This window comes from Paraburkholderia sediminicola (assembly GCF_046026855.1).
Lineage (GTDB): Bacteria > Pseudomonadota > Gammaproteobacteria > Burkholderiales > Burkholderiaceae > Paraburkholderia > Paraburkholderia sediminicola_A.
The window spans coordinates 15,191-33,321 of sequence record NZ_JAQQET010000008.1 but is presented as its reverse complement, the minus strand read 5'-3'; the positions used below and the strand labels follow the sequence as shown (position 1 = coordinate 33,321).

At 60.2% G+C, this 18,131-nt stretch carries 14 protein-coding genes and 1 pseudogene; 13 read left to right on the top strand and 2 right to left on the bottom strand.

The window, feature by feature from the left end; all coding sequences use genetic code 11:
- The first annotated feature begins 17 nt into the window (after positions 1-17).
- Positions 18-509: an Lrp/AsnC family transcriptional regulator gene (locus PQR40_RS10790; RefSeq protein ID WP_408239220.1), complete on the top strand. Its 492-nt coding sequence runs from the start codon at positions 18-20 to the stop codon at positions 507-509.
- A gap of 89 nt (positions 510-598) precedes the next feature.
- Here the strand turns inward: PQR40_RS10790 and PQR40_RS10785 are convergent, their stop codons facing one another.
- The gene (locus PQR40_RS10785; RefSeq protein ID WP_120302736.1) at positions 599-1,135 is read right to left on the bottom strand and encodes a class IV adenylate cyclase; all 537 of its coding nucleotides are present in this window, start codon (positions 1,133-1,135) and stop codon (positions 599-601) included.
- A gap of 390 nt (positions 1,136-1,525) precedes the next feature.
- On the bottom strand, positions 1,526-2,425 hold the full coding sequence (locus tag PQR40_RS10780) for a LysR family transcriptional regulator (RefSeq protein ID WP_408508963.1): 900 nt from the start codon (positions 2,423-2,425) through the stop codon (positions 1,526-1,528).
- Between the two features lie 133 nt (positions 2,426-2,558).
- On the opposite strand from PQR40_RS10780, the gene PQR40_RS10775 reads away from it, so the two are divergent.
- The 12 genes and pseudogenes from PQR40_RS10775 (at position 2,559) to PQR40_RS10720 (ending at position 18,049) form a co-directional block, all read left to right on the top strand.
- Positions 2,559-4,097 (top strand): CoA-acylating methylmalonate-semialdehyde dehydrogenase, encoded by a 1,539-nt coding sequence (locus PQR40_RS10775; RefSeq protein WP_408239228.1) that lies wholly within the window; start codon positions 2,559-2,561, stop codon positions 4,095-4,097.
- 882 nt (positions 4,098-4,979) lie between these two features.
- Positions 4,980-6,695, top strand: coding sequence for a GMC family oxidoreductase (locus tag PQR40_RS10770; protein WP_408508962.1), 1,716 nt, complete (start codon positions 4,980-4,982; stop codon positions 6,693-6,695).
- Between the two features lie 375 nt (positions 6,696-7,070).
- Positions 7,071-7,850 carry an ABC transporter ATP-binding protein gene (locus tag PQR40_RS10765; RefSeq protein ID WP_097390772.1) on the top strand — a complete coding sequence of 260 codons (780 nt, stop codon included), beginning with the start codon at positions 7,071-7,073 and terminating at the stop codon, positions 7,848-7,850.
- Entirely contained in the window at positions 7,847-8,605 is a 759-nt protein-coding gene (locus PQR40_RS10760; RefSeq protein WP_408508961.1) for an ABC transporter ATP-binding protein, read from the top strand. Before PQR40_RS10765 ends, PQR40_RS10760 begins: the two co-directional genes overlap by 4 nt.
- Before the next feature lie 52 nt (positions 8,606-8,657).
- Positions 8,658-9,872 (top strand): ABC transporter substrate-binding protein, encoded by a 1,215-nt coding sequence (locus PQR40_RS10755; protein ID WP_408334893.1) that lies wholly within the window; start codon positions 8,658-8,660, stop codon positions 9,870-9,872.
- A 193-nt stretch (positions 9,873-10,065) separates the two neighbouring features.
- Complete coding sequence (locus PQR40_RS10750; RefSeq protein ID WP_408239240.1) at positions 10,066-10,950, top strand: branched-chain amino acid ABC transporter permease; 885 nt, start codon at positions 10,066-10,068, stop codon at positions 10,948-10,950.
- Positions 10,950-11,921 (top strand): branched-chain amino acid ABC transporter permease, encoded by a 972-nt coding sequence (locus tag PQR40_RS10745; RefSeq protein ID WP_408239289.1) that lies wholly within the window; start codon positions 10,950-10,952, stop codon positions 11,919-11,921. The genes PQR40_RS10750 and PQR40_RS10745 overlap by 1 nt, the downstream gene beginning before the upstream one ends.
- A 517-nt stretch (positions 11,922-12,438) precedes the next feature.
- A pseudogene (locus PQR40_RS10740) lies at positions 12,439-12,574 on the top strand (ABC transporter substrate-binding protein); the annotation flags it as partial.
- Between the two features lie 501 nt (positions 12,575-13,075).
- On the top strand, positions 13,076-14,236 hold the full coding sequence (locus PQR40_RS10735; protein ID WP_408508960.1) for an ABC transporter substrate-binding protein: 1,161 nt from the start codon (positions 13,076-13,078) through the stop codon (positions 14,234-14,236).
- Between the two features lie 204 nt (positions 14,237-14,440).
- Positions 14,441-15,496: a branched-chain amino acid ABC transporter permease gene (locus PQR40_RS10730; protein WP_408239246.1), complete on the top strand. Its 1,056-nt coding sequence runs from the start codon at positions 14,441-14,443 to the stop codon at positions 15,494-15,496.
- 4 nt (positions 15,497-15,500) lie between these two features.
- Positions 15,501-17,285, top strand: coding sequence for a branched-chain amino acid ABC transporter ATP-binding protein/permease (locus tag PQR40_RS10725; RefSeq protein WP_408239249.1), 1,785 nt, complete (start codon positions 15,501-15,503; stop codon positions 17,283-17,285).
- An 11-nt stretch (positions 17,286-17,296) separates the two neighbouring features.
- Positions 17,297-18,049: an ABC transporter ATP-binding protein gene (locus PQR40_RS10720; RefSeq protein ID WP_408239252.1), complete on the top strand. Its 753-nt coding sequence runs from the start codon at positions 17,297-17,299 to the stop codon at positions 18,047-18,049.
- The last annotated feature ends 82 nt before the right edge of the window (positions 18,050-18,131 follow it).

The following is an 18,131-nucleotide window of genomic DNA, read 5'->3' as shown; positions in this document are numbered from 1 at the left end:
TAATGCGGATATCGGTCATGTTAGAACTCGATCACTTCGATCTCGCGCTGCTGGACGTTCTTCAGCGCTTCGGCCGGGCTACGCATCAGCAATTGGCTGAGCAGGTGCCGCTGTCACCGTCGCAGATTGGGCGGCGTTTACAGCGCTTAGAGCAGGTCGGTGTGGTGGACGGTTATCGCGTCGTGCTGCGGCCGGAAAAACTCGGGCTTGGCGTGACCGCTTTTACCAGTCTGAAGTTGAAGCATCACGGCGATTCGATCATCGAGCAATTCCAGCAACAGATCGAGGTGCTATCGGAAGTACTGGAATGCCACGCGGTGGTCGGTGACGCCGATTATCTGCTGCGCATCGTCGCGCCCGATCTGAATTATCTCTCGACGTTCGTGATGAAAAAGTTGATGCGTGTACCGGGCGTCGACAGCGTGCGCTCCAATATTGTGTTGACCACGTTCAAGCGCAATGGCCCGTTGCCGCTCGGCCATCTGTCGCCGGGGGCGGCCGCCGCTTGATGCGGCGCCTTCCTGGCCTTTCAGGTTTTCAGGGTTTTTAGGGTCGCTGTTCCCGGATTGATGTCGCCGCGACCCATGATGCTTAAGTTTTACGCAGCTTGCTTCGGCTCGCTGTCCGGGCTCAGCAAATCCACGTAAGCCACCGCTACCAGATCCGATTCCGGCACGCCGAGGGTCGCGAACATCGCGTGTGCTTCGGCGTGGCCGCTCTCTTCGTCGTCGTCCTGAGCCAGTACGACTTCGAGCTCGACGAAGTCGCCGAGACCATCGACCCGATCCAGATGAATCCGCGTACGGCCCGTCAGATAGACGTGACGTTCCTTCGTGACGATCCCACGTGTGGTCAGCGCCGTGGCGAGCAGCGCGTGCATGGCTTCAGGGTTGGTCACCGGGCTGCGCGTGTAATACGACGCTTTTGGGCCGTCGCGGTCGTCGCGCTGATAGAAGATCAGTTCGGCCGGTGTGCCGTCATCGAACTGGCGCAGCTTCAGGCGGCCACGCGGCACGTCGTAGAAAAAGTCCTGCTGGCGAAAGATCAGTGGGGCGTCTGGTGCGAGCTTCGCGGCGCGTTCGCGCAGTTGCTCGAAATGCTGGGCGCGGGCTTTGATTTCAATATTGCGTGCCATGTCAGGCTCCTGTCGAAGGATGGCGTGGTCGGCAGCGCCCGGTGTTGCCGGGGCGAAGCTGCCGGGAAGGACAAAGTCAGACGGAACAAAAAACGACGCGGGGCCGGCGCGTGAGCGCGAACCCCCAATCTAACAAAAAGCGCGTGACGGTGTCGTTTCAGATAACGAGGCCGACGAGGATGGCTTGCCAATGTGACTTGCGAGATCGGCTAGCGCTGACCACCCACGCACGGCGATCGATGGCGGCGACCGGCAGGGACCGCTAGGGATGCCACACTAAAGAGGCAGTCAGCGACGTATCCATCGGCCGGGCCGAACCGCTACGCGGCTGTCATGAGAGTGGCTCATATCGCTCCCGTTTTGCCCGCAGGCACGCGTTGATTCTCGCTCTCAAGTCGCCCATTGCTGCTCGATCAGCTTCAATGCGGCAGCGATCACCGGTTCGTCCTTGCGTTCCGCCAGCGTGATAAAGCTGAGCTGGGTCGGCACGGTGACGCCTTCGACGATGGTCAACGCGTGCGCATGGGCTTCGGCGATCGCGGTGGCGTCGCGCGCGAGCGTTAGACCGACGCCTGACTTGACCAGATCGAGCATCGACGGCTCCTGATCCACCTCGGCTACCTTAACCGGTTTTACGCCGGCCTCACCAAAGCAGCGCGTCAACAATCTATTGTGCGCGGACGCGGGTGGCGTCCAGATCCACGGCAGTGCGGCGAGCGAGCGCCAGTCGCGCGCGCCTTTCACACGATCTTTCCAGCCCGCCGGGGCCAGCACGCGGTACTGGAAATGCGTGAGCGTGACGGCGTGAAAGGCAGCGCCGTCGCGGGTATCGTCATCGGATGGAAGGCCGATGTAGTAGCCCACATCCAGTTCACCCGCGCGAACCTGCTCCAGCACCCAGCCCGACATGCCGTGGCGCAAGGCCGTTTCGATGTGCGGCCAGGTTTCCACCAGTTGCTTGAGAAAGCCGCCGAGGCGCAGAAAGGCTGGGTCGAGAATCGTGCCGATCCGCAATCGGCCGCGCACTTCGTGGCGCAGCGACGCCGCCGCGCGCTGCACGTCGCTCGCGGCGCCCAGCGCACGTTCGGCATAGGGCAGCAGGGCCTGGCCGTCGCGTGTCAGCGAGAGCCCGTGCGAGGTCCGCGTGAACAGCGTCACGCCGAGCGTCTCCTGCAAATGCTTGATTTGCAGGCTGACGGCAGGTTGGGTCAGGTGAAGCTGCACCGCGGCACGCGTGAGGTTGCCCTCGCGTGCGACGGTGACGAACGCCCGTAGCAGAGTCAGATCCATATCCTGATATTAGCCCGGCTTATAGCGCAGTTGAGCATTACTCATTGGATTTGTCACCTCGAAGCGCCGTACGCTTGCGTTCATCACGCCGGTTGCGTTGGGCGGAAGACATTCATAGGAAGAGGACAGGAAGATGAGCGAGACATATCAGGACGAGACCGTCCGGAGCGAGACGGGTGCACGCGTGCTGACCCATTTCATCAACGGCAAGACTATCGACGGCACGAGCGGCCGTTTTGGCGACGTCTTCAATCCCGCGCTGGGCAGCGTGAGTGCGCGCGTGCCGCTGGCGAGCGTCGCTGAAGTAGACGCGGCGGTCGCTGCCGCCAATGCCGCGTTTCCTGCATGGAGCGAAACCGCGCCGATCAAGCGGGCGCGCGTGCTGTTCAAGTTCAAGGAATTGCTCGACCGTCACCATGACGAACTGGCGGAGTTGATCACCCGCGAGCATGGCAAGGTGTTTTCGGATGCCAAGGGCGAGGTGATGCGTGGCATCGAGATCGTCGAATTCGCGTGCGGCATTCCAAATCTGCTGAAGACCGATTTCACCGACCAGATTGGCGGCGGCATCGACAATTGGAATCTGCGTCAGCCGCTGGGCGTGGTCGCCGGCATTACGCCGTTCAATTTCCCGATGATGGTGCCGTGCTGGATGTTTCCGGTGGCGATCGCATGCGGCAACACGTTTGTGCTGAAGCCGTCGGAGCGTGATCCGTCTGCTTCGATTCGATTGGCTGAACTGTTCAAAGAGGCGGGTTTGCCGGATGGCGTCTTCAACGTCGTGCATGGCGACAAGGTGGCGGTCGATGCATTGCTCGTGCATCCTGAGGTGAGCGCATTGTCGTTTGTCGGTTCGACGCCGATTGCCGAGTACATCTATACGGAGGGCACGAAGCACGGCAAGCGCGTGCAGGCTTTGGGCGGTGCGAAGAATCATCTCGTGGTGATGCCGGACGCGGATCTCGATCAGGCTGTCGACGCACTGATCGGCGCGGCGTATGGTTCGGCGGGCGAGCGTTGCATGGCGATTTCGGTGGCTGTTGCAGTCGGGCATATCGCCGACGAACTGATCGAGCGACTGACGCCGCGAGTAAAGAGCCTGAAGATTCTGAACGGCATGGAGCCGGAAGCCGAGATGGGGCCGTTGGTGACAGCGGTGCATCGCGAGAAAGTGACTGGTTATATTGATGCCGGTGTTGCTGCTGGTGCGAAGCTGGTAGTTGATGGGCGTGGCCATCAGGTGGCGGGACATGAGAAGGGGTTCTTTCTCGGCGGCACGTTATTCGATGATGTCTCGACCGATATGAAGATTTACCGTGAAGAGATTTTTGGTCCGGTGCTGTGTGTTGTGCGGGTGCCGGATTTTGCTTCTGCTGTTGAGTTGATTAACGCTAACGAGTTTGCTAACGGGGTGTCGTTGTTTACCTCCGACGGCGGGGTGGCCCGGGCTTTTGCGCGACGGATCGAGATTGGGATGGTGGGGATCAATGTGCCGATTCCTGTGCCGATGGCGTGGCATTCTTTTGGTGGATGGAAGCGGTCGCTTTTTGGTGATCACCATGCCTATGGGGAGGAGGGTGTGCGGTTCTACACGCGGTATAAGAGCATTATGCAGAGGTGGCCCGATAGCATCGGGAAGGGGGCTGAGTTCACTATGCCCGTGGCTAAATAGGTTTGTTGTTTTGCCTACGGCGGTGGTTTTTTCTTAATCTGGCTTCGGTGGCCTGCCCTTGATTTGGTTGCCTTGCGCGGCACTTATTGTTGTATGCCTATGGCGTTGGCCTTTCCTTGAATTGTTATTGGTCTATTAGCGTTTGCCCCTGTGCGGGGCGGCACTTACTTTCTTTGCCGCCGCAAAGAAAGATAAGCAAAGAAAGCGGCTCACCCCGCCAGCTTATAAGTGGGTCCCCCGCACAGTTGCGGTAGTGGTGCATCTGGAATCCGGGCTCTCGCACATTGGGCCGTGGTGACAAAGCGCTCTTCAGCTCCCACTCCGCACTGCGTGCGTCGCGGATGGGTCTGCCAGGGAAACCTGGGGCTTCGTTGAAGTAGGGGGGGAGCCATCGGCTTTGCCTCGGCGACGACGGAGTTGCATGGGAAACCAAGGGGGCGTTGAGGGACGGTAGGGGCCATAGCTTTGCCTCGGCGGAGCATCGAGTGGAGCGCGAGTGTGGAACACAGCAATCGGTTTTATGAGCTGCGCTTCGGCGCGCGCAGCGCCGCCGGAAGAATGACGGCCTTGTCACTCACGCCGAATATGCGAGGGCACGAATTCCAGATGCACCACTACCGCAACTGCGCGGGGGACCCGCTTATAAGCTGACGGGGTGAGCCGCTTTCTTTGCTTATCTTTCTTTGCGGCGGCAAAGAAAGTAAGTGCCGCCCCGCACAGGGGCAAACGCTAATAGATCACTAACAAAACAAGGAAAGGCCAACGCCGCAGGCATACAGAAACGAGCACCCGGCAGGCAGACAGATCAAGAAAAGGCCAACGCTGCAGGCGTACAGACCGACCAAACGCCGAGCAGGCAAAAAAGCTTAGGAGACTAAACAAATGAGCAACATCGAAAAATCGCCACCGGCAACCCGCCGCCTGGAAGGCGAATTCGACTACATCGTAGTAGGCGCCGGCACGGCAGGTTGCGTACTGGCCAACCGCCTATCAGAAGACCCAGAAATACAAGTCCTACTGCTAGAAGCCGGCGGCAAAGACGACTATCACTGGATCCACGTGCCGGTAGGCTACCTCTACTGCATTGGCAATCCCCGCACGGATTGGCTCTACAAAACCCAATCGGAACCGGGCCTGAACGGCCGTTCCCTCTCATACCCACGAGGCAGAGTATTGGGCGGCAGCTCATCGATCAACGGCATGATCTACATGCGCGGCCAGCGCGAGGACTACGACGAATGGGCCCGCGTCACCAACGACAGCTCCTGGTCCTGGAGCTCTGTCCTCCCCATCTTCAAACGCAGCGAAGACCACCACGCCGGCGCGTCCGAATCGCATGGAGCAGGCGGCCCATGGCGCGTTGAAAAGCAGCGTCTGAAATGGAAGATTCTCGAAGAGTTTTCACATGCCGCGCAACAAGCCGGCATACCCGCGACCGACGACTTCAATCGCGGCGACAACACTGGCGTCGGTTACTTCGACGTCAATCAGAAACGCGGTATCCGTTGGAATGCGTCGAAAGCTTTCTTGCGCCCGGCGCTCAGGCGCCCGAATCTCACCGTCATCACCGGCGCGCACACCCAGCGCGTGGTGTTCGAAGGACGCCGCTGCACCGGTGTCGAATATCGTGGCGACAACACCGACTTCATCGCCAAAGCCCGCTGTGAAGTAATCCTCAGTTCTGGTGCAGTCAACTCGCCGCAATTGCTCGAACTTTCCGGCATCGGCAATGGCGCACGTCTGCAGAATCTCGGCATCGAGGTCGTGAAGGATCTGCGTGGCGTCGGTGAAAATCTGCAGGACCATCTGCAATTGCGGATGGCGTATAAAGTTGATGGCGTACGCACGCTCAATACCGCCTCCGCCCATTGGTGGGGCAAGCTGATGATCGGCATGCAGTACGCGCTCTTTCAAAGCGGGCCCATGTCGATGTCGCCGTCGCAGCTTGGCGCGTTCGCCAAATCCGATCCTGACGATCGCTCGCTCACGCGCCCCGACCTCGAGTATCACGTGCAGCCGCTCTCGCTGGATCGCTTCGGTGAACCGTTGCATCGCTTCAATGCGTTCACCGCGTCGGTGTGCCAGTTGCGGCCGACCTCGCGCGGCAGCATTCATATTGAATCAGCCGATGCTTCAGCGCCGCCGTTGATTGCACCGAATTATCTATCCACCGATTACGACCTGCACGTCGCCGCCAACGCATTGCGTCTTACGCGCCGCATTGCCGCGGCACCTGCGCTTGCGCCCTATCGCCCGCAAGAGATTCTGCCTGGTATCCAGTACCAGACCGAAGAAGAACTTCGGCGGGCCGCGGGCGCGGTCGGCACCACCATCTTTCATCCGGTCGGCACCTGCCGGATGGGCACCTCCGACGATCCTGGCGCGGTAGTCGACAACCGCCTACGAGTTGTCGGTGTTGACGGTTTGCGTGTGGTCGATGCGTCGGTCATGCCGCTCATTACCTCGGGCAACACCAATTCGCCGACGCTGATGATCGCTGAACGCGCCAGCGACATGATTCGCGAAGACCGTCGCGCACGCGTGGCCGGCAGCGTTGCGGTTCAGTCAAGCGCTGCGCCGTCCATGTCCGCTATGTGACACGCAGTGTGACAACGGGAGCCGAGTCGCGCGGGGCGTGCCTCGGACTTCCTCCGGCATGCTTCGAGCAAGGTCGAAGCACCCTTCGAGTATTCCCCGGGTCCGTCCCGAGCAAGGGCCAAGACCAACTCGAACACCCCTCCAGCCTGCCTGGGTCCGCCTCAAGCAGTCGTCATCCACTAAGTGCAAATCCCGATGAATGCGCTGCATCATTGGCGCGACAATGGCAGCCATGCTGCGTGCCGCCCCATGGATTACCGTCCGGATTGGTGCAGCACGCCAACGAGCGGCACGGGGTGCCCTCGTCGTAAAAAGTCGCGCAGCCGTTCGCGCGGAAGATCGTAATGCTTCGCCTTACTCCGTATGGAAGGGAACATGATTCTCGGCGATACGATTCTCGAAACGCGCGGTCTCACCCGCGAGTTCAAAGGCTTTATCGCCGTGAACGGGGTGAACCTGCGCGTGCGCCGTGGCTCGATCCATGCGCTGATCGGCCCTAATGGGGCAGGCAAGACCACCTGCTTTAACCTGCTCACCAAATTTCTCGAACCGACAGCGGGCCAGATCGTCTTCAATGGAATCGACATCACCAATGAGCGCCCGGCGCAAATCGCCCGCCGCGGCATCATCCGGTCGTTTCAGATATCCGCGGTATTTCCGCATCTGACCGCATTACAAAACGTGCGTATTGGCTTGCAGCGCGTGCTCGGCACGGCATTTCATTTCTGGAAGAGCGAACGCACGCTGCGCCAACTCGACGACCGGGCGATGGACTTGCTCACCCAGGTCGGACTGACCGATTTCGCCGACGTGCTCACGGTAGAACTGTCCTACGGCCGCAAGCGCGCGCTGGAAATCGCCACCACGCTTGCGATGGAGCCCGAGTTGATGCTGCTCGACGAGCCGACGCAAGGCATGGGCCATGAAGACGTCGATCGTGTCACCGCACTGATCAAGAAAGTATCGAGCGGCCGCACGATCCTGATGGTCGAGCACAACATGAACGTGATCGCCGGTATCTCCGACACCATCACCGTGCTGCAACGGGGTGAAGTGCTCGCCGAAGGGAGCTACGCCGAGGTGTCGAAGAACCCGCTCGTGATGCAAGCCTATATGGGCAGCGCAGACGCGGCGCTCGCTGGAGCCCACGCATGAATACGATTGCGGAGCGCGAAAGCCTCGAAGTGAGTGGCACGGCCGGTGGCGCACCCGCGCTGGAGATTGCAGGTTTGCGGGCTTGGTATGGGGAGTCCCATATCCTGCATGGTGTCGATCTGACGGTGAACCGCGGTGAAGTCGTGACGCTGCTCGGCCGCAACGGCGCGGGCCGTACCACGACGCTGCGCGCGATCATGGGCCTGACCGGTCGCCGCACCGGTTCGATCCGTATCGGCGGACGCGAAACCATCAATCTGCCCACGCATCGCATCGCCCATTGCGGCATCGGTTATTGCCCGGAAGAGCGCGGGATTTTTTCGAGCCTCTCGTGTGAGGAAAATCTGCTGTTGCCGCCGCCCGTCGGCGACAAGGCGCACATGATGTCGCTCGAAGAAATCTATTCGATGTTTCCGAATCTGCAGGAACGCCGCATGAGCCAGGGTACGCGGCTCTCGGGCGGCGAGCAGCAGATGCTGGCGGTCGCGCGCATTCTGCGCACGGGGGCGAGTTTGCTGCTGCTCGACGAAATCTCGGAAGGTCTCGCGCCGGTGATCGTGCAGGCGCTCGCCCGCATGATCATGACGCTCAAGGCGCGCGGCTACACGGTTGTGATGGTCGAACAGAATTTCCGCTTTGCCGCGCCACTCGCCGATCGCTTCTACGTGATGGAGCACGGTGCGATCGTGGAGCACTTCGGGGCCGCTGAGCTCGAAACCAAGATGCCAGTACTGCACGACCTACTGGGCGTATAAAAAGCGTCCGATTGCCTCTGATAACCACAAGCGAAGAAACCAGGAGACAGGAATGAAAAAGAACCCACTCGCGCGGCTTGCCACACTGTGTTTCGCGGTTGCCGCCGGCGCCGCGTTGACGATGAGCAGCGCGCAAGCGGCTGACGATGCGGTGAAGATCGGCTTCATCACCGATCTGTCGGGTCTGTACGCGGACATCGACGGCCAGGGTGGCCTCGAAGCGATCCGCATGGCAATTGCCGATTTCGGCGGCAAGGTCAACGGCAAGCCGATTACGCTGGTCTACGCGGATCACCAGAACAAGGCGGATATTGCCTCCTCGCGGGCGCGTGAATGGTTCGACCGTGACGGCGTCGATATGCTGATCGGCGGCACGAATTCGGCGACCGGTCTGGCGATGAACACGGTGGCGGGCGAGAAGCACAAGGTCTACATCAACGTCGGCGCCGGCGCCGACACGCTAACCAACGAGCAATGCACGCCGTACACGATTCACTACGCTTATGACACGACAGCGCTCGCCAACGGCACGGGTTCGGCGGTGACCAAACAGGGCGGCAAGACGTGGTACTTCCTGACGGCTGACTACGCTTTCGGCAAGGCGCTGGAAAAAGCGACTTCAGACGTCGTGAAAGCGAATGGCGGTCAGGTGCTGGGCGCCGTGCGGGCGCCGCTGTCGGCCTCGGATTTCTCGTCGTTCCTGTTGCAGGCTCAGGCCTCGAAGGCGCAGATTCTCGGCCTCGCGAATGCCGGCGGCGATACGGTCAACTCGATCAAAGCCGCGAAGGAATTCGGTCTGACCAAGACGATGAAGCTGGCTGCGCTCCTGATGTTCATCGACGACGTGCACAGTCTGGGTCTGGAAACCACGCAAGGTCTCGTGTTGACGGACAGTTGGTACTGGAACAAGGACGCCGCCACGCGCAAGTGGGCACAGCGCTACTTCGACAAGATGAAGAAGATGCCGTCGAGCCTGCAAGCGGCTGACTACTCGGCGACTATGACCTATCTGAACGCGGTTAAAGCGGTCGGCTCGACCGACACCGAAAAGGTGATGACGCAACTGCGGAAAACGAAGATCGACGACTTCTATGCGAAGGGCTACATCCGTCAGGACGGCAGCATGGTCCACGACATGTACCTGATGCAGGTGAAGACGCCGGCCGAATCCAAAGAGCCGTGGGACTACTACAAGATCATGGCGACGATCCCGGGCGAACAGGCATTCACGACCAAGGCACAGACGCGCTGCGCGTTGTGGAAATAAGCGCAGTGATAACCAGCAAACCGTCTATGTTCCCGTCTTGACGGGTAATTCGGGGCGGATTTTTGGTACACAGCCTGGCGGCAAATCGTTTCATATGCCGCGAGCGATCGGTGAATGGCTCGCCGATCGCTCGCCGGCTGGATCGTGCTTAACCGATCTTACCTGGGCGTTGGCTTAAGGGATTAAGGCTTCAATGGAAATCTTTGGCGTTCCGCTACCGGCAATGCTGAGCCAGCTGTTGCTGGGGCTCGTGAACGGCTCGTTCTACGCGATTCTGAGCCTGGGTCTGGCCGTGATCTTCGGCCTGCTCAACGTGATCAATTTCGCGCATGGCGCGTTGTTCATGCTCGGCGCGATGCTCGCGTGGATGGGCCTGTCGTATTTCGGTCTGCCGTACTGGGTGATGCTGGTGCTCGCGCCGCTGATCGTCGGCGTGTTCGGTATCGTGATCGAGCGCTCGATGCTGCGCTGGCTGTACAAGCTCGATCACCTCTATGGGCTGCTGCTCACCTTTGGACTCACGCTGGTTGTCGAAGGGGTGTTCCGTTCGGTCTACGGTTCTTCCGGCCAGCCGTACGACGTGCCGTCGGCACTCTCCGGCGCGACCGATCTCGGCTTCATGTACTTGCCGAACTATCGCGCGTGGGTGGTGGTGGCGTCGCTCGTGGTCTGCTTCGCGACGTGGTTCGTGATCGAGAAGACGCGCCTCGGCGCTTACCTGCGCGCGGGCACCGAAAACCCGAAGCTGGTCGAGGCGTTTGGTGTCAACGTGCCGTTGATGATCACGCTCACGTACGGCTTCGGCGTCGCACTGGCGGCGTTCGCCGGCGTGCTAGCCGCGCCTGTGATTCAGGTCTCGCCGTTGATGGGCCAGCCGATGATCATCACCGTGTTCGCGGTGGTCGTGATCGGCGGCATGGGTTCGATCATGGGCTCCATTCTTACCGGCCTGATGCTAGGCGTGATCGAAGGGCTGACGCGCGTGTTTTACCCGGAAGCGTCGGCGACCGTCGTCTTCGTGATCATGGCGCTCGTGTTGCTGGTGCGCCCGGCGGGTCTCTTCGGCAAGGAAAAATGATGCAGAGAAAAATGCTCTATGGTCTGCTGCTGATCGCGCTTCTCGCGGTGCCCGTGCTCGGCATCTATCCGCTATTCGTCATGAAGGTGCTGTGTTTTGCGTTGTTCGCCGCGGCCTTCAATTTGCTGATCGGCTACACCGGTTTGCTTTCGTTCGGTCACGCGATGTTTCTCGCTTCAGCCGGTTACGTCACCGGCTACGCGATGCAGACGCTCGGCTTCTCTCCGGAACTCGGCGTACTGGCCGGCACGGCTGCGGCGACGGTACTCGGGTTGGTGGTCGGCCTGTTTGCGATCCGCCGGCAGGGCATCTACTTCGCGATGGTGACACTGGCGCTCGCGCAAATGGTCTACTTCGTATTTTTGCAGGCGCCGTTCACGCACGGTGAGGACGGCTTGCAAGGCGTACCGCGCGGCAGGCTGTTCGGCTTGCTGGATCTGTCGTCGGACGTGACGCTGTACTTTGTCGTGCTGGCCGTGATGGTGCTGGCATTCCTGCTGATCGTGCGGATCGTGCATTCGCCGTTTGGGCAGGTGCTGGTGGCGATCAAGGAGAACGAGCCGCGCGCCGTGTCGCTTGGTTACGACACCGATCGCTTCAAGCTGCTGGCTTTTATTCTGTCCGCAGGGATCGCCGGTCTGGCGGGCTCGCTCAAGGTGCTGGTGCAAGGCTTCGAGACGCTGAGTGACGCCTACTGGACCATGTCGGGGCTCGTGATCCTGATGACGCTCGTCGGCGGCATGGGCACGCTGTTCGGGCCGCTGCTCGGCGCGGCGCTGATCGTCGCGCTCGAAGACCGGCTCGGCGATATCGGCACGGCGCTGGCTGCATCGACGGGGGTCGAATGGTTCCGGTCGCTAGGTGAATCGGTAACCATCGTCACGGGCCTGATTTTCATTGCCTGTGTGCTGGCGTTCAGACGCGGCATCGTCGGTGAGATCGTCGCACGCGTGCGGCCATTGCGAGCCTGAAACGGCACCGGATTTTAAATTGCTTTGGCATCCGATATAATTCGGCAGCCTTGAAGTCGGCTGGGCGGGTCCTTTATTGTGCGCAGTTGACCCCCGCGACCCAAGCTGCACCAAACGTGCCCCAAATTTGTGCCGCAGTGCACCACTAGGGTAATTGCTAGTTGTAGTCACCCAGGTGCTCGTTTAATCTTCATGCAGTTCTGATGCACCACGAATTTTGCAGGTGGAGAACGAGGAGACAATGAGGCACTCAGTGCCCAGACGAAAGCGCTGTTGGATTGATATCCAGCAGCGCTTTTTATTTGTGCTTTTCGTAATTCGCCATTCAAATCTTCCGCTAATTCGGTGCTCCTTTTTATTCATCGAATCACTCCCGATTTCACTCGTTGCCACCCTGCAAATTGCTTGCAGCGCGGGGCTTTTGTCCGCTAAACTTGCCATTCACCGACCGCTTGGTCGGCGAATCAAATCTGCGCATTTGAATTCAAATGAATAACGGGGTAGATAGGGGAGCGGGATGAAGTCGGCATTGCGTTGGATCAGCGCGGCATGGGTCGCCACCGGAGTATCCGCAATATGGAGCGGCCATGCATTCGCTGACGTGAAAATCGGCGTCACGATATCGGCAACGGGGCCTGCTTCCCACGGCATCTTCAACATGAGCACGAACGATCACGCCGGCCTCGACCAGCGTGGCGCGTGTGATGGTGGCGATCGTCGGCGGCAAGTGGCAGCTGTCCGGCGACTGAGCGCAGACGAAGCGATACGGAATCCCATTAAACAAGGCGCGTGCAGTTGACGCGTCTTTTTTATTGCCCGCGTCTGATGAATCGCGGTGCGTGAAGCGCGTTGGACGAGTGAAGGGCGGGCGGTCAAAGTACCGACAAAGCGGACTGTTTCAGGACAAACCCGTATTCGGGCGACAGTCTATTGACCATGGATGATGCAGAACGCAATACTACTAACATATTAGTGTTTAACGTATAAGAAATCGCAGCAGTGGTTCGCAGCAGGGAGTAGCACCAGAACGGAGAAGGCATTGGCGCTAAGCAGGGAAAACCATGCTTGGCATGCCTGAACCCTATAACTAGATTCAGACACCCGGCCCGTGAGCCGGATTCAGATACGCGCTTCAAAGCGTTTGGAGACTTGCAATGAAAAAGACAAAGCAATGGGTACGCACCGGTATCGCGATGGCGTTGATGTGCGGCGCGGGCGCTGCCTTCGCGCAGGTGAAAATCGGCGTCACGCTATCCACTACGGGGCCGGCTGCATCGCTCGGGATTCCTGAAAAGAACACGATAGCGCTGCTGCCGAAAGAGATTGGCGGCAAGACCGTGCAATACATCATCCTCGACGATGCATCGGACACCGGCAAGGCCGTGCAGAACACGCGCAAGCTGATCGACGAAGACCACGTCGACGCCATCATCGGTTCGACTGTCACGCCAAATTCGCTGGCGATGCTCGACGCAGCGTCCGAAGGCAAGACGCCGGTGATCTCGCTGGCGGCATCAGCCGCGATCATTTCGCCGATGGACGCCAAGCGCGCATGGGCCTTCAAGCCGCCGCAAAACGACAGCCTGATGGCTGACGCAATCGCCGACTACATGGAGCGTCACGGCGTGAAGACGGTTGGCTTCATCGGCTTTGCGGATGCGTACGGCGACGGCTGGAACAACGTATTCACAGCCGCGGCCGCGGCCCATCATCTGAAGATCGTCTCCAATGAACGCTTTAACCGCACCGATGCATCGGTGACCGGCCAGGTGCTGAAGACGATGGGCGCGAACCCGGATGCGGTGCTGATCGCGGGCGCGGGTACGCCGTCGGCGCTGCCGGCCAAGACGCTCAAGGAGCGCGGCTACAAGGGCAAGGTCTACCAGACGCACGGCGTCGCCAACAACGATTTCCTGCGCGTGTGCGGAAAGGATTGCGAAGGCGAGTTCCTGCCGGCTGGCCCGATCCTCGTGGCGGATCAACTGCCGGAATCGAATCCGGTGAAGAAGTCGTCGGAAGCGTACAAGGCAGCGTATGAGAAAGCTTATGGCGCGGGCTCGGTGGCGACCTTCGGCGGTCACGCATGGGATGCCGGCCAGATGCTGCAAGCTGCGATTCCGGTCGCGCTGAAGACCGCTCAGCCGGGCACTGAAGCGTTCCGCGTGGCATTGCGCGGCGCGCTTGAAAACATCAAGGAGCTGCCGGTCTCGCACGGCATCATGAACACCACGACCACCGACCACAACGGCCTCGACAAGCGCGCACGCGTGATCGTGCAGATCGTCGACGGCAAGTGGAAGTTGCAGAACGACTAATAACAAAAGCGATACGCGCCTCTCGCGCAACCTGCGGCACGCCATGCCGCATTGCCATTCTGTTCGATGACAATGGCAACGACCGCCGCGCCATGTTCCGGCGCGGCGGTCGCCTTTTCTGGCATTGCAGGTCAGTGACCGGCCGCGGGTCCGCCGCCACGACTGTTTCCCGGTTTCGATTTCGACGCTTCAGGACGAGGAAGTATGGATCTATCAATTGCGGCGATCCTCGCGCAGGACGGCATCACCACCGGCGCCATCTACGCGCTGCTCGCGCTTGCGCTGGTGCTGGTGTTCTCCGTGACGCGGGTGATCTTTATCCCGCAGGGCGAGTTTGTTTCGTATGGCGCGCTGACGCTCGCTGCATTGCAGACACAGAAATTTCCGGCGACGTGCTGGTTGCTGATGGCGATGGGTGCGGCATGTTTTGTCGTCGAGATTGCGGGGCTGGTGCGGCATCCCGAACGGCGTCGCCACGCGGCGCGCACGCTGGCGATGCTGGTCGGCAAATACCTGCTGTTCCCGATCGCGGTTTACGCGCTCACGCAAGGCGTTTTCCTGCATCCACTGCCGATGCTCGCGCAAATCGCGCTGACGCTGCTGATCGTGATTCCGATGGGGCCGTTCGTCTACCGGCTCGCGTATGAACCGATCGCGGAGGCGACCACGCTGCTGCTGCTGATTGTGGCGGTAGCTGTGCACTTCGCGATGGTCGGCCTCGGGCTCGTGATGTTCGGTGCGGAGGGTTCACGCACCACGGCGTTCTCCGATGCGACCTTCAACCTCGGCACGTTGTCGATTTCCGGACAAAGCCTGTGGGTGGTGGGCACGGCGGTGGTGTTGATCGGCGCGCTGTATCTGTACTTCGATCGCTCGATTTCCGGCAAGGCTTTGCGCGCGACGTCGGTGAACCGGCTCGGCGCACGGCTCGTCGGCATCGGCACGACGCAGGCAGGGCGCCTCGCGTTCACGCTCGCTGCGGGCCTCGGTGCGCTGTGCGGCATCCTTGTCGCACCCTTGACCACCATCTACTACGACTCGGGCTTCCTGATGGGTTTGAAGGGCTTCGTAGGCGCGATTATCGGCGGCCTGGTCAGCTATCCGCTGGCGGCGGCGGGCGCGATCCTGGTCGGTCTGCTGGAGTCGTATTCGTCGTTCTGGGCGAGCGCTTATAAGGAAGTGATCGTGTTCACGCTGATCATTCCGGTGCTGCTATGGCGGAGTCTGGCCAGCCCGCACTCGGAAGAGGAAGAGGAGTGACACGATGAAACGGATCATGCAAAACAAGTTCTTCTGGTTGTTCCTCGTGGTGCTGTTCGCATTGCCGGTGTTGCCGCATCCGATTCATGTGCCTGAGTACTGGGTAACGCTGCTCAACTACATCGGTCTGTATTCGATCGTCGCGATCGGTCTCGTGCTGCTGACGGGTATCGGCGGGATGACGAGCTTCGGTCAGGCAGCGTTCGTCGGCATCGGCGCGTATGCGACCGCGTATCTGACGACGACTTACGGCGTGTCGCCGTGGCTCGCGCTGATCGCGGGCGTGGTGGTGACGGCATTGATCGCGCTGATGCTGGGGCTCGTGACAATGCGGCTATCCGGCCACTTTCTGCCGCTCGGTACGATCGCGTGGGGGCTCGCGCTGTTCTATCTGTTCGGCAACCTGGAGATGCTCGGCAAGTACGACGGCATTAACGGAATTCCAGTGCTGAATGTTTTTGGCATCAACCTGGAGTCGGGTCGCCATATCTACTACCTGATCTGGGTGGTGGTGCTCGGTGCGGTAATTTCTGTTCAGAATCTGCTTAATAGCCGGCCAGGGCGGGCGATTCGCGCATTGCGCGGCGGCGGCATGATGGCCGAAGCGATGGGCGTCAACACGGCGTGGATGCGCGTGGTGATTTTCGTCTACGCCGCAGTGTTGGCGTCGATCTCGGGGTTCCTTTACGCGCACCTGCAACGCGCCGTGAATCCGACGCCGTTTGGTCTGAACCACGGCATCGAATTTCTGTTCATGGCGGTGGTGGGTGGCGTCTCGCACGTCTGGGGCGCAGTGCTTGGTGCGGCGATCCTGACCATCTTGCAGGACTATCTGCAAACGCTGCTGCCGAAGCTGCTGGGCGAGAACGGTAACTTCGAAGTGATCGTGTTCGGCATTCTGATGGTGCTGTTGCTGCAATACGCTCGCCAAGGCGTCTGGCCGTTTGTCGCGCGGTTTTTCCCGAAGGGGCCACGCGCACATTTGTCGGATCACGCGGAGCCTTTGCCGCAGCGCAGCAAGCCGGCCACGGGCGAAAGCCTGTTGACGGTGAATAAGGCGCGCAAGCAGTTCGGCGGGCTGGTCGCGGTGAACGATGTCAGCTTCGAGGTGAAAGCAGGGCAGATCATCGGTTTGATCGGCCCGAACGGCGCCGGCAAATCGACCACCTTCAATCTGGTCACAGGCGTGCTGCAGGCGACGAGCGGCGAAATTACGTTTCGCGGCGAACGTATCGATTCACTGAGTTCACGTGAAATCGTCAAGCGCGGTATTGGCCGCACCTTCCAGCACGTCAAGCTGCTGCCTGGGATGACGGTGTTGGAGAACGTTGCGATTGGCGCGCATCTGCGTGGCCAGGCCGGTGTGTGGCGCAGCGTGGCGCGGCTGAACGGTGCAGAAGAGGCGCGCTTGATGGCCGAAGCGGCTCGCCAGATTCGTCGTGTTGGGCTCGAACAGCATATGTACGACGAAGCGGGTAGCCTGGCGTTAGGACAGCAGCGAATTCTCGAAATCGCTCGCGCGCTGTGCTGTGACCCGACCCTGCTGCTGCTGGATGAGCCTGCCGCCGGTCTGCGTTATCAGGAAAAGCTGCAACTGGCGGACTTACTGCGCCGCCTCAAAGCCGAAGGTATGAGCGTGCTGCTGGTCGAACACGATATGGATTTCGTGATGAATCTCACCGATCGGTTGGTGGTGATGGAGTTCGGCACGCGCATCGCGGAAGGCTTGCCGCAGGATGTCCAGCAAGACCCGGCTGTGCTCGAAGCTTATCTGGGCGGGGTGGAGTGATGGAGAACACGATGAATGATGCTGCACCGATTCTCGACGTGAATGGGTTGTCGGTCCGCTATGGCAAGGTCGAAGCGCTGCACGGTGCGGCAATCAAGGTGCGGCCCGGCCAGATCGTCTCGGTGATTGGTCCGAACGGTGCGGGCAAGTCCACGTTGCTGAACGCGATCATGGGCGCATTGCCGACCACTGGTCATGCGAAGGGCTCGGTCCTGTATCAAGGTGAAGACGTCAGCGCGGTGCCGGTTGAAAAGCGGGTCGCGCGCGGTATGTGCCTGGTGCCGGAAAAGCGCGAGCTGTTCGCGTCGATGACCGTTGAAGACAATCTGGTCCTCGGCGCGTATCGGCGTAAGCGGGCAGGGGAGCGCAATTTTCTTGATCAACTCGAGCCAGTCTTTACGCTTTTTCCTCGTTTGAAAGAGCGCCGGAAGCAGGCCGCAGGGACGCTATCAGGTGGGGAGCGGCAAATGCTCGCGGTCGGGCGTGCATTGATGGGCAAGCCCGATCTGCTGATGCTCGACGAACCGAGCCTGGGTCTCGCGCCGCTGATCGTGAAGGAAATTTTCCACATCATTAGCGCGCTGCGGCAGACCGGCGTCGCGACGCTACTGATCGAGCAGAACGCACGCGCGGCGCTGCAAATTTCTGACTACGGTTACGTGCTTGAAACCGGTGAACTGGCGCTGGAAGGACCCGCGACTGATCTGGCGCAGAATCCACGTGTGATTGAAACGTATCTGGGGCTGGCTAAGAAAGTGGCTTAGTTCTCCACTTTTGTTCAGTTCGCTGTGGTTCGAAGCGGTGTGTTTCACGTGAAACACACCGCTTTTTTGTTGTCTGGCCATT